The 11,852-nt window shown below is 63.9% G+C and carries 10 protein-coding genes; 6 read left to right on the top strand and 4 right to left on the bottom strand.

The window, feature by feature from the left end:
• Nucleotides 1-255: 255 nt before the first annotated feature.
• The 4 genes from Q0X62_RS06230 to Q0X62_RS06215 are packed head-to-tail and all read right to left on the bottom strand — an operon-like array spanning nucleotide 256 to nucleotide 4,550.
• Nucleotides 256-1,536 carry a TRAP transporter large permease gene (locus Q0X62_RS06230; protein ID WP_297732803.1) on the bottom strand — a complete coding sequence of 427 codons (1,281 nt, stop codon included), beginning with the start codon at nucleotides 1,534-1,536 and terminating at the stop codon, nucleotides 256-258.
• A gap of 3 nt (nucleotides 1,537-1,539) precedes the next feature.
• A complete protein-coding gene (locus Q0X62_RS06225; RefSeq protein WP_297732801.1) occupies nucleotides 1,540-2,034 on the bottom strand; it encodes a TRAP transporter small permease in 495 nt (164 codons plus the stop codon).
• Nucleotides 2,034-3,017 carry a TRAP transporter substrate-binding protein gene (locus Q0X62_RS06220; RefSeq protein ID WP_297732799.1) on the bottom strand — a complete coding sequence of 328 codons (984 nt, stop codon included), beginning with the start codon at nucleotides 3,015-3,017 and terminating at the stop codon, nucleotides 2,034-2,036. Before Q0X62_RS06220 ends, Q0X62_RS06225 begins: the two co-directional genes overlap by 1 nt.
• 30 nt (nucleotides 3,018-3,047) lie before the next feature.
• Nucleotides 3,048-4,550 carry a hypothetical protein gene (locus Q0X62_RS06215; protein ID WP_297732797.1) on the bottom strand — a complete coding sequence of 501 codons (1,503 nt, stop codon included), beginning with the start codon at nucleotides 4,548-4,550 and terminating at the stop codon, nucleotides 3,048-3,050.
• A 211-nt stretch (nucleotides 4,551-4,761) separates the two neighbouring features.
• Between Q0X62_RS06215 and Q0X62_RS06210 the strand changes: the two genes are divergently transcribed.
• The 6 genes from Q0X62_RS06210 to Q0X62_RS06185 all read left to right on the top strand — a co-directional run.
• Complete coding sequence (locus Q0X62_RS06210) at nucleotides 4,762-5,595, top strand: hypothetical protein (protein WP_297732795.1); 834 nt, start codon at nucleotides 4,762-4,764, stop codon at nucleotides 5,593-5,595.
• 84 nt (nucleotides 5,596-5,679) lie between these two features.
• Nucleotides 5,680-7,758: an amidohydrolase family protein gene (locus Q0X62_RS06205; RefSeq protein WP_297732793.1), complete on the top strand. Its 2,079-nt coding sequence runs from the start codon at nucleotides 5,680-5,682 to the stop codon at nucleotides 7,756-7,758.
• A 115-nt stretch (nucleotides 7,759-7,873) separates the two neighbouring features.
• Entirely contained in the window at nucleotides 7,874-8,755 is an 882-nt protein-coding gene (locus Q0X62_RS06200; protein WP_297732791.1) for a sugar phosphate isomerase/epimerase, read from the top strand.
• A gap of 67 nt (nucleotides 8,756-8,822) precedes the next feature.
• A complete protein-coding gene (locus Q0X62_RS06195; RefSeq protein ID WP_297732789.1) occupies nucleotides 8,823-9,599 on the top strand; it encodes a DUF4129 domain-containing protein in 777 nt (258 codons plus the stop codon).
• Nucleotides 9,596-10,981: a hypothetical protein gene (locus Q0X62_RS06190; RefSeq protein ID WP_297732787.1), complete on the top strand. Its 1,386-nt coding sequence runs from the start codon at nucleotides 9,596-9,598 to the stop codon at nucleotides 10,979-10,981. Before Q0X62_RS06195 ends, Q0X62_RS06190 begins: the two co-directional genes overlap by 4 nt.
• The coding region (locus Q0X62_RS06185) for a MoxR family ATPase (protein ID WP_297732785.1) at nucleotides 10,978-11,852 on the top strand (875 nt) is incomplete at its 3' end. The genes Q0X62_RS06190 and Q0X62_RS06185, both read left to right, overlap by 4 nt.

The raw sequence follows: 11,852 nt of genomic DNA, 5'->3' as shown, positions 1-11,852 counted from the left end.
TCCCCACGCCCCCGGATAACCAATCCGGGCCTCAGGTGACGCGGGAACAAGGGGAGTATGCGCTGGCGCCGAGGGGGTGGGGATAAGTTTTCTGCAAAAGCCCGCCCCACACACCGTCATCCCGGCGCAGGCCGGGACCCAGTCTGCGACGCAAGCTATTGCCACGCTTGGCGAAACCCGGCGTGCAAGACTGGGTCCTGACTTGCGTCAGGGTGACGGCTTTAGCGGTGCAGGGCGAGGATAAGGTTCCGCCCGTCAGCGCATCAGATTGACCAGGCTCATCGAAACGGCGGGGATATAGGTGACGACCATCAGGGCCACGAAAAGAGCGCCATAGAAGGGCCAGATCGTCTTGACGGTCTCTTCCACCTTCACCTTGCCGATCGCAGCACCGACAAAAAGCACGGCGCCGACCGGTGGGGTCACCAGCCCGATACCGAGATTGAGCATCATCACGACTCCGAACTGGACCGGATCCATGCCCAGTCCGACCACAATCGGCAGGAAGATCGGTGTGGTGATCACGATCAGCGGCGACATGTCCATGAACGTGCCCAGCACCAGCAGGATCAGATTGATGATCAGCAGGATGAGGATGGGATTGTCGGTGACCGTCGTGATCAGTTCGGCGAGTTGGGTTGGCGCTTCCAGCAGGGCCAGCATCCAGCCGAAACCGGACGCCGAGCCAATGATGAGCAGGACCATGGCCGTGGTTTTCACCGCCTGGATGGCGGCGTCGAGAAAGGCGCGCGGCCCCATGGAGCGGTAGAGCAGGGCGGCCACGACCACGGTGTAGAGCACCGCGACGGCCGAGGATTCGGTGGCCGTAAAGAAGCCGCCCAGCACGCCGCCGACAATGATGACGGCGGTGAAGAGCCCGGGCAGCGCCATGATGAAGGCGCGCAGAAAAGCCATCCAGCCGGGGAATTCACCCTTGGGATAGCCGCGCTTCACGGCGACCAGCCAGGCGGCAACCATCAATGTGGCACCGGTCAGCAGGCCAGGCACGATTCCGCCCACGAAAAGCTCGCCGATCGACACGCCGACACCGGCGGCGGCCGCATAGATGATCATGTTGTGCGACGGTGGAATGAGCAGGCCGCAAACAGCCGAGGTCGAGGTTACATTGACCGCATAGTCGGCGTCATAGCCCCGCTCGCGCATCATCGGCATCAGGGTCGAGCCCATGGCGGACACACTCGCAATGGCGGACCCGGAGACGGCGCCGAACAGCATCGAGGCGCCGACATCGACCTGGCCCAGCCCGCCGCGGGATCGCCCGAAGGCGGCTTCGGCCACATGAACCAGCCTCTCGGCAATCCCGGATCGGTGCATCAGCTCGCCGGCAAAAACGAAGAAGGGGATGGCCATGAGCGAGAAGATGCTCATCCCGCCTGCCATGCGCTGGAAAACGGCAATGGCCGGCATGTCCATCATGAAGAAGGTTACGAGGGTTGCGCCCAACAGGGAAAAGGCAACCGGAACGCCGATGATCAGCAGGAAGACGAGAACGCCGAGGAGAACACTCAATTCCATGGCTCAGGACTCCGCTTCGTCGGCCAGGGCCGGATTGAGGTGTTCCAGGATGTTTTCCAGCGCGAAGAGGGCGATCAGAACGCCGCTGATCGGTATGGGCAGATAGGCGAAGCCGCGGGATATGCCGAGTGTCGGGATGACATGGTCCCAGGTCCGCAGGATCAGCTCACCGCCCCAAAAGGCCATGGCGCCGCCCACGAGGGCGACAATCAGGTGGGAGAGGAGCTGTAGCCGACCGGGCCAGGCCCCGGGCAGGCTGTCGGCAAAGGCCGAAATGCGGATATGAAAGCCTTCCTTCACGCCGGCCGCTGCGGCGAAGCTGACATACCAAATCATCAGCACCAGCGAGGCCTGTTCGGACCAGGAGGGGCTGGCATTGAGCACGTAGCGGGCGAAGACCTGCCAGCCGATGATGAGTGTCATCACTGCCAGGCCGACCCCGCCGATCAACAGGAGGCCACGACTGGCCAATTGCATGAGATGGGCAAAGAGGCGCATCAGACTTGCCCTCCCAGATTGCGGATATCCTCGACCAGGCGGCGCTGGACATCGCTGACCACGAACCGGTCCCAGACGCTTTCCATGCGATCGGAAAAAGCCCCGATATCGGCGATTTCATTGGCCTCGACACCACCCGCCAGAACGCGCTCGCGTGAGTCGGCGACGCGGGCATCCCAGAGTTCGCGCATGACCGGCACACTGTCCCGGGCCGCCTGCTGGAAGATCGCCTGATCCTCGGCGGACAGGCGGTCCCAGCGATGCTTGGACATGACCAGGATTTCCGGCGCCATGACATGGCGGCTGAGACTGTAATAGCGGGCGGCCTCGAAATGCCGTGTCGTCTCGTAGGACGGCCAGTTGTTTTCGGCCCCGTCGATCACGCCCTGGACCAGGCTCTGATAGACCTCGCCGAAGGCCATCGGGGTCGGGTTGGCGCCCAGCGCCTCGACCATGGCGACATAGAGGTCGGAGTTTTGCACCCGGATCTTCATGCCGCGCAGATCGTCCGGCGTGTGGATGGGGTGGCTTGTATTGTAAAAGCTGCGCGCGCCGCTGTCATAGAAACACAAGCCGACCAGGCCATGCGGGCGTAGCGCGTCGAGAATGGTCTGGCCCGGCGCGCCGTCGAGCGAGGTGCGCATGTGCTCGATTGAATTGAACAGGAAGGGCAGGCTGGGAACGATGGTCTCATTGGCGACCGAATTGAGCGGTGCCAGATTGATCCGGTTCAGATCGAGCGCCCCGAACACGGTCAGCTCCAGCGTGTCGCGCTCGGAGCCGAGCTGGGCGCCGGCGAAGATTTTTACGCGCTGGCGGCCACCCGTGCGCTCTTCGACCATGCGAGCCATCGCCTGAACGCCCTGCACCGTGGGGTAATCAGCGACATGGGCGTCAGCGGAATAGAGCGGTCTGTCGGCCTGGCCGCAGCCGGCCACGGCCGCCGCAGCCCCGGTCGCGATGAGGTGTCTGCGATTGATCATGATCCCTCCCCCGGGTCTGGTCTGTGCCGGTTATTCAACGAGCCCGTTCAGCCAGTCCTCGAGTTCAGTATAACCATTGTTATCGTTGTCATGCGAGCCGTCTTGGGGGTTCTGCGGATCGAGTCCGCGTGCCGTTTCCCAGTCATCGGGCATGCCGTCGCCATCGCTGTCGGTCCGGGCCGGTTCGGCCGGCAGGTCGGGCCAGCCGCCGACTTCGGCCTCGGAGGAGATGATGCGGCCGGTACCATTGCGGACATCGTCGATGATGCGCTGGTCGGCGCTGTCTCGCCAATGCGAAGCGCCCGCGCCCTCGAGCACCGCGGCGTAAGCTTCATCGGCCGTATCGGTGCGGATGAAATCGGCCTCATAGGCCTCGTCCACCCAGCTGATATCATGGGCTGCCGAGCGCAGCATCGGCCGTTGGTCGCGCAATTCGCCATCCATCGTATTGCCGGCGAAATAGGCTCGGCCGGTGGTGTTGCGCATGTAGAAGATGACCGGACCCAGCGTTTGCGGGCCCTGGATATAGGCATTGTTGATGAAGTTGTAGCGGGCGACGGAAGCCGGATCGAGATCGGTCCCGGCGGCGTAATGATAATCCGTGCCCTCACGCCCATAGAGCGGATCCTGATTCAAACCCAATTGCGTGGATGGGTCAAACTCGGCGCTGGCCGGCACCCAGTCCCAGAAATCAGTCTCGGCACCATGGCCCCAATTGTAGAAGACATTATTGCGGAAATCGAGGAAGAGCCCGTCCGGATCGTCGAACGGGGTCGCGTAATTGCCGATCCGCGGCATGCGCGAATTATGGTTGGCCCAGAGATTATGGTGCCAGGAATAGCGGGCGCCATCATTGCCGCGGATCAGGCTGCCATAGGCGCGATCCCCCTTCTCATGCCCGGCCTGATAAAGGCCTTCCGCCATGATCGACCACTGTACGGTGAGATTGGTGAGATGTTTCTGGCCGGGCGTACCGCGATAGCTCTGCGAGGAGGACAGGGTTTCATCGATCGCCCAGCTCGTGGAGACGTGATCGAGGATGATGTCCGAGCCGCCAATGATCGAAATGGCGTCGTCCTCGACATGGCTCGCGCCGCCAATCCGTGAGCGGATATAGCGGATGACCACATGATTGGCGTTCACCTGCAGCGGGTAGTCGCGCAGCGCAATGCCGGCGCCCGGCGCCGACTGGCCGGCGATCGTGATGTAGTCATTCTGGACGCGGAGCGGGCTCTCCAGCTGGATCGTGCCGGAGACGGCAAAGACGATGGTGCGTGGCCCCTCGGCCTCGACACCTTCGCGCAGCGAGCCCGGTCCACTGTCACCGAGATGGGTGACCGTGTAGACGTCACCGCCGCGGCCGCCCTGACTGAAGCGGCCGAAGCCGTCTGCGCCCGGAAAGGCGATCTGTGAGGCCGCCATGGCCGACGTGTCCGGGGACTCCTGCGAAGAAAAATTCGAGGCCAGTGCATCCATGTGACCGCAACCAGAGGCCATGGCGCAAACGCCAGCGAGCAAAGCGCTTCTCATCATTTCCGTCTCCTCCCGGGCGACCTGATCTGGGTCCTCGCCGCCCTGCTTTCATACCGCTGATTGTTGCTTGCGGCTTGATCTTGAGGGAATACCGTGAAAAATGACACCGGTTTCCTTTTCGGGAACCGTAACCGATATCGAGTGCGGCGCAAGCCCCTTCGTCAGAGCAACTCGCCGGCCGACAAGGTGAGAAAAATCAGGGAATTTCGACTTGACCCTCAACCAGAAAACCATCTCCAAAGCCTTCATTGAGGCCCGTCTGACGGCCGCCGGTTTGGCGGATTATCCCGGCCAGCTTCCGGCTTCCATCGAAGACGGCTATGTGGTGCAGGACGCGTCGATTGACGCCTGGCCGGTCGCGGTTGCGGGCTGGAAAATCGGCCTTGTGCCACCGCCCTTTCGCGCTGCGATCGGTGCCGAGCGCCTGGTCGGTCCCATCTTTGCCAATCTGATCGAGGGCCATGCGCCCGGGCAGCACCACGACATGCCGGTTTTTGCCGACGGATTTGCCGCCGTCGAAGCCGAGTTCATCTATGTGCTGGCCAAGCCGGTACCGGTCGGAACCGAGATCACACCGGAGTTGGTCCGTGATGTTGCCGGGCGCCTGCATGTGGGGGTCGAGATCGCGTCGAGCCCCTTCCCGGGGATCAATGATCTGGGTCCGATCTGCGTCGTCACCGATTTCGGCAATAATTTCGGACTGATCGTCGGTCCGGAAGTGCAGGATTGGCAAAATTGCGAATGGACGGATCTGCCCGCACGGGTCTCGATCAATGGCAAGGATGTCGGTGCAACCACGGCCGCGGCCCTGCCGGGCGGGCCGCTCGGGGCGCTGGAATTCATCCTGCGCCTGATGCAAAGGCGCGGCATCGCACTTCCGGCCGGCAGCCATATTTCGACCGGCGCCGTTACCGGTGTTCATCAGGCTGAGGTCGGCGACCGGTCCCGGGTCAGTTTCGGCGATCATGGTGCGATCGATCTCACCCTGACCGCCCTGCAACCGGGCTGGCTTGAGGCGCAGGGCGATACCGCTGCCAGCGTTTGATCCGGCGCTTGGGGCTCAGCTGGCAGACAGGCCCTGAAAACGGTGCTAACCCTCGGCTCAGAGATTTGCCTCGGGGGAGAAACCATGTCCGCATCCATGAAACCGATCTGGGCCAGCCTGGTCCTGGCCGCGCTGGCCGCCTGCAGCCAGCCTGCGTCCCAGGACGATGCTGCGAGCCCTGAAGCGGCCGCGACGTCCGCGCCGGAAGCGCAGCACTTCACCGTCCTCGTGGGCGGCACCGAGATCGGGGGGCTGGATATCAGCCCGTCCGAGGACGGTTTCGGCGTCGAATTCGAATACCGCAATAATGGACGCGGCCCAACGATCTCCGAATCGATCACCCTGGACGCGCAGGGTCTGCCGACCAGCTGGACGATTTCCGGGGCGTCGACCTTCGGCAATCCGATCGACGAAGAATTCAGCTATGCCGACAGCGAGGCGCGCTGGCGCGATGCGACGGGCAGCGACCAGGCCATTCCCGACGGCGATGCCTTCTACGTGCCCCAGGATGCCAGCCCCTATTGGCTGGCGATTGCCGCGCGGGCCCTGATGGACCGGGACGACATGACCATCCCGGCCCTGCCGGGTGGCGAGCTTCGTCTGGCCGAAGTGGATACGCTGACCGTCAGCAATGGTGAGACCAGCCGTGAGCTCATGGCCTATGGCCTGTCCGGAACAAGCGCCAACCCGACCTATTTCCTGATGGATGACCGCGCCTTTTTCGGCCTGATCACGCCGGGCTTTGCCATTCTGGAAGCGGGCTATGAGGCAGAGGATGAGCGTCTGCGCGGTCTGGCGGCCGGCTATGGCGCCAGCCGCTTCGCCGATATCCAGTCCCGCGTCGCCCATGATTATGAGGGGCCGGTTCGCATCCGCAATGTGCGGGTCTTTGACCCATCGACATTGAGCCTTGGCGAGCCGGTTTCTGTGGTCGTCGAAGGTGATCGTATCGCCGCCATTGATGCCCTCGATGTCCCGACCCGTGATGGTGAGACTGAAATCGACGGGGCGGGCGGATCGCTGATCCCGGGCCTGTTCGAAATGCATGGCCATATGGGCGAGACCAGTGCCTTCCTGAATATCGCAGCCGGCGTGACCAGTGTTCGCGACATGGGCAACAATAATGAAGTTCTCGGCGCGCTGATCGAGCGGATCGAGGCCGGTGAGGTCGCCGGACCGCGTATGCACCGCAGCGGCTTCATCGAGGGGCAAAGCCCGTTCAGCTCCAATAATGGCATCCTCGTCAGCAGCGAGGCCGAGGCTGTTGCCGCGGTCGAAACCTATGCGGCGAGCGGCGACTACATCCAGGTCAAGGTCTACAACTCGATGAACCCGGACTGGATTCCAGCTGTCATCGAGGCGGCGCACGCAAACGGACTGCGCGTGGCCGGCCATGTCCCGGCTTTCACCAATGCCAATGCGATGATCGCCGCCGGCTATGACGAGATGACCCATATCAACCAGATCATGCTGGGCTGGGTGCTGGAGGAGGGTGAGGATACCCGCTCGCTCCTGCGTCTGACCGCCTTGCGGCGTCTGCCGGGTCTCGATCTGGATAGTGCGCCGGTGCAGGAAACCATCGCGGCCATGGCTGCCAATGGTGTGGCGGTCGATCCGACCTATGCCATCCATGAGGCCCTGCTCCTGTCGCGCAATGGCGAGCTGTCGCCGGGTGTTGTCGACTATATCGATCACATGCCGGTCGAAACCCAGCGCAGCGCGCGCAGCGCCTGGGCGGACATCGCCACGCCTGAAGACGACGCCAATTACCGCGGCGCCTTCGACCAGATCACGGAGACCCTGCGCCGCATGCGCGAGGCCGGCATCTTCATGGTGCCCGGGACCGATCTGGGCGGTTCTTTCGCCTATCACCGTGAGCTGGAACTCTACCAGAATATCGGCATGACCCCGGCCGAGATCATCGCCTGGGGCAGCCATGGCATGGCGGAATATCTGGGCGTCGACGATGAACTGGGCACGATCGCGCCGGGCATGCTGGCCGACTTCTTCCTGGTGCCGGGTGACCCAACCGAGGACTTCAGGCAGCTGAAGACGATCGCCCTGGTCTCAGCCAATGGCACTTTCTACTACCCAACTGAAATCTATCCGGAATTCGGGATCATTCCCTTCACCGACATGCCGGCCGTCAGTACGCCGCGCTGATCGCGAATATCGCGTCATCTGCCCCGCGCGCCGGATCCGGTGCGCGGGGAATGTCGCGCTTTCAGGCTTGCCCACACCCCCTGGCCTGGTGAAACATGCCGGTGGGGAGGGCGTGATGCGTGATCAATCAGGAGGGCGGCTGTCGAGGCGCAATCTGTTGCTTCAGGCTGGCGCGCTGGGGCTCGCCGGGTGTCTGCCAAGCGGATTGTCATGCCCGCCCGCGCGGACCGGTCTTCAGCTTTATTCCATACGCCAGGCGATGGCGGTATCGGTGCCGCAAACACTTGAGCGGGTCGCCCGGCTGGGCTTTGGCGCGGTCGAGTTTGCGGGCTATTTCGGTCACTCGCCCGCCGAGATCGCGACCCATTTGGCGGCAACCGGGCTGACCGCCCCCAGCGCCCATGTCGATGCACGCGCCAGCCGCGCCGACCCGGCCCGGGTCGTGGCTGACGGCGCCCGCGCGGGACATCGCCATCTTGTTGTTGCCTGGATCCCGCCGGAGGACCGGACAAGCCTGGCGGACTGGCACGCATGGGCGGACAGTCTCAACCGGCTCGGCGAGGCGTGCCGCGCCGCGGATCTGCGCTGCGCCTATCACAATCACGACTTTGAGTTTCGGCCCATCGACGGGCCGCCCGGTGAGGGTGGAGTGACGCCCTGGGAATTGCTCCAGGCCCGATGCGATCCGTCGCTCGTCGCCTTTGAGATCGACACTTACTGGGTACAGCACGCCGGCCTCGATCCGGCGGAGCTCGTGGCACGCGCGCCGGATCGGTTTCCACTTTGCCATCTCAAGGACCGGGCGGCGGATGGCAGCATGGCAATCCTCGGCGAGGGTGAGACGGATTTTGCGGCCGTGCTCGCGGCACGCGGGTCGGACGGTTTCGAGCAATGCTATGCGGAGCTCGACAACCCGGTAACGCCGTTCGGGTTTGCCGCCACTGCCGAGGCGGCCCTGTCCGGCATTTTACAGGCCAACCAGACTTGTCCGGCATGACGGGGCTGACTAACCTGACCTCCGGCTGCGACCGCGGCTGTGTGCAACCCGCCGGAGTGTGTGCTTGATGGCGTCCTCGCCCCGTCCCGACCCGGCGTCGCGAACAGCGTCTGCATGGCGACCCTGGCTATGGCTGGTGGCCGCGATTGTGCTGGCCATCGCGCTGGCGCTGGGATTGTCGACCCTGTTCGGCAGCAACCGGGTCGATGAGGTCAACTTTGCGGCTCATGATTTCGTCGAGATGGCGACGCAGCATGACCTCCAAATTGATGTCGAATCACTCGAAGTGGAGGATGACTGGCGCGCCTTGGCCGATCTGGCCGCTGCACCCGACCGGCGTGACAATCCATTCGCCGGATTCACTTTGGCTCGGCTGATTTTCTGGCTGTTCGTGGCACTGGCTGCCGGGGCCCTGATTTTCATCGTCTACCTGGCCTTTCGTCATGGTGCCGGCGCGCGGGTTGATACGCGGCGGGCGCCACACACCGGCGATTACAGGCCAGACAGTTTAGGCGCGCGGGCAGTCGCGGCGGCCGATCTTCCAGTGCTGAGCCTGGATGAGATTGCCGGTCTGACAGACGCGCCGAAGGCGCTCGGCGCCCTGCAGCGCCTTGTCCTCGTGGCGGCGGCCGAAGCCACCGGATCGGTGCTCCGTCGCAGCGAGACCGCCCGGGAGGCCTTGCGTCGTCTTCCGCAGAACTGGACCCATTATGAGCGGGTCGCCCGGCTGGTCCGGACCGCTGAACATGTTCGCTATGGCGGTCAGTCGATTGAAGAAGGCGGTCTCGCTGACCTGGTTGAAGATGCGCGGAAAGTCCTTGCCACAACGGCGGCAGCCACATGAACGCGCGGACCGGAGACAGCAATCCACTGACCTGGCTGGTCGTCGCGCTTTTGGCCGCTCTGACCATACTTGCCGCCTGGATATTGGCGCAACGCGACTGGGCGCCGCCGCTTGAACGCAGCGCGCTCGGATTTGACGGCCTGGTCAGCTGGTTGAACGCGGACGCGATCGAGACGCGCCGATTCCTTGGTCAGGGCCCGTTGTCCGGCGAGGGCGTCGGACTGCGGATCCTGCCGCTGTATGATCCCGATCCGGGGGGCGGCACGGGTCGCAGGAATCTGGATCCGGAAGCGCCCTATCTGGCTGACACATTGCGCGCCATTCCCGAATATGTCGTGGCGACAAAGGTCAAAACGCTGCCGACCCTGGTGGTCTTGCCGAAATGGCGCGACGGTGTGCGCTTGCTCGGCGTCACGCACCCGGAATTCCTGATCCATCGCCTCGGTTCCGCGCCTGACGATCAGGAGTCTGTGGATGCCGACCTTCGACAGGCTGAGCCAGCCGATGAGAGCGAGCCTGCATCGAGGGAGGGGGCCGAAGATATCGCTGCCGGCCCGGCAATACAGACCTTCATTGTGCCGCATGTTCCCCCCGTGCTTGAGACCGGGTGGAGCGATGTCTCCATGGCCGGCTATCTGGCCGGCGAAGCCCGTCTGCGGGCGCCGCAATGGATGGTCTTGCCCGAGGGGTGCGCCCCTCTGGTCGGCGCGGCAGATCGGGCGCTGCTCGCACATTGCCGCTTCGATGATCTGGAATACTGGGTCCTCTCGGATCCGGACCTGCTCAATAATCATGGCCTCGCCAATGGGCAGAATGGCAACATCGCGCGTGCTCTCGTGCGAGCACTGGCCGGCGATGGCGATGTCTTGCTGGATTATTCAAAGGCTGTCTTCCTGACCGCTCGTCCGGAAGAGCATGAGCGGAGTTGGTCTGACATAGCCCGCATGTTCGAGCCGCCCTTCACCTGGCTCTGGCTCGCCGCCGGCGGGCTGCTGGCTCTCCTGTTGTGGAGGGCCGGCATTCGTGGCCGGCCACTCCTGTCGATTTTCGACGAGGGCCATGGTGCCGTCCGGCGTGTCGCGCTGAAGGCACAGGCCCGCCTGATGCGCAATGCCCATGCCGATGGTGCCCTGGTCCGAACATTGGTGACCAGCCGCCGTCAGGCCCTGGCCGAGGTCTGGCTCGGGCGCGATCGCAAGGCCGGCCACGCCTTTGAGCGCGCGGTCGCCCTGCTGCGCTTGAAAGATGCCAGCCTTGCCGATCGCCTCACCGAAATCTTCACCCGCGCCGATGCCTTGCCGGACCGTGTCCGGACCGAAGTCGCTATCGACGCGCTCGCCGATGTGGAAGACGTCTACAAACTCGCCCTGGAGCTCGCATGACCCTGACCCTTGAACACTTCGCCGAGCGCGCCGAGACGCTGCGCTCGGAAATTCGCAAGACGATCCACGGCCAGGACCGGATCATCGACCAGTTGCTGGTCGCTGTCTTTGCGCGCGGGCATGTGCTGCTGGAGGGGCCGCCCGGCACGGCGAAGACGCTTCTCGCGCGCAGCTTCGCCTCGGCGCTGTCGCTCGATTTCGGCCGCGTCCAATTCACCCCGGACCTGATGCCGGGCGATGTGCTGGGCGCCAATCTGTTCGATTTCAGCTCCAACACTTTCCGGCTGGTGAAGGGGCCCGTCTTCACCGACATCCTGCTGGCGGACGAGATCAATCGGGCCCCGCCCAAGACCCAGGCGGCCCTCCTGCAGGCCATGAATGAGCGCACGGTGACAATTGATGGTACAGACCACGCGCTCGGCGGTCATTTCCATGTCATCGCGACGCAGAACCCGATCGAACAGCAGGGCACCTATCCGCTGCCGGAAGCCCAGAATGACCGCTTCATGTTCAAGCTGGTACTGGATTTCCCGGAGCGTGAGGACGAGCTGGAAATCCTGCGGCGTCATGCGCTGCAGCCGCTGGATTTCGATGCCCGAACGGCCGCGATCGAACCCGTGATCTCGGCGGCGGATATCGACGGCGCGCATGGCTTGATCGATGCGATCCGGCTGGACGAGAAAATCCTCGCCTACATCCTCGACATCGTCCGAGCGACCCGCACGGACGGGGATGTACGCGAAGGGGCCTCGACCCGCGCCGCCGACGCGGTGGCGGCGGCCGTGCGGGCGAGTGCCGCCCTGGCAGGCCGCGACTACGCCATTCCCGACGATGTCCAGGCGCTGGTCCTGCCGACCTTGCGCCATCGCAT

Origin of the sequence: uncultured Maricaulis sp. (genome assembly GCF_947259345.1) — a bacterium.
GTDB lineage: Bacteria > Pseudomonadota > Alphaproteobacteria > Caulobacterales > Maricaulaceae > Maricaulis.
Note: the sequence above shows the minus strand (reverse complement) of the source record. Positions and strands in the feature narration are given on the sequence as shown.

Excerpts from the sequence above, each read along its gene's own strand:
- Q0X62_RS06195 (WP_297732789.1), top strand. The coding sequence starts at position 8,823 with ATGGCGTCCTCGCCCCGTCCCGACCCGGCGTCGCGAACAGCGTCTGCA.
- Q0X62_RS06225 (WP_297732801.1), bottom strand. The coding sequence starts at position 2,034 with ATGCGCCTCTTTGCCCATCTCATGCAATTGGCCAGTCGTGGCCTCCTG.
- Q0X62_RS06220 (WP_297732799.1), bottom strand. The coding sequence starts at position 3,017 with ATGATCAATCGCAGACACCTCATCGCGACCGGGGCTGCGGCGGCCGTG.
- Q0X62_RS06190 (WP_297732787.1), top strand. The coding sequence starts at position 9,596 with ATGAACGCGCGGACCGGAGACAGCAATCCACTGACCTGGCTGGTCGTC.
- Q0X62_RS06215 (WP_297732797.1), bottom strand. The coding sequence starts at position 4,550 with ATGATGAGAAGCGCTTTGCTCGCTGGCGTTTGCGCCATGGCCTCTGGT.
- Q0X62_RS06200 (WP_297732791.1), top strand. The coding sequence starts at position 7,874 with ATGCGTGATCAATCAGGAGGGCGGCTGTCGAGGCGCAATCTGTTGCTT.
- Q0X62_RS06205 (WP_297732793.1), top strand. The coding sequence starts at position 5,680 with ATGTCCGCATCCATGAAACCGATCTGGGCCAGCCTGGTCCTGGCCGCG.
- Q0X62_RS06230 (WP_297732803.1), bottom strand. The coding sequence starts at position 1,536 with ATGGAATTGAGTGTTCTCCTCGGCGTTCTCGTCTTCCTGCTGATCATC.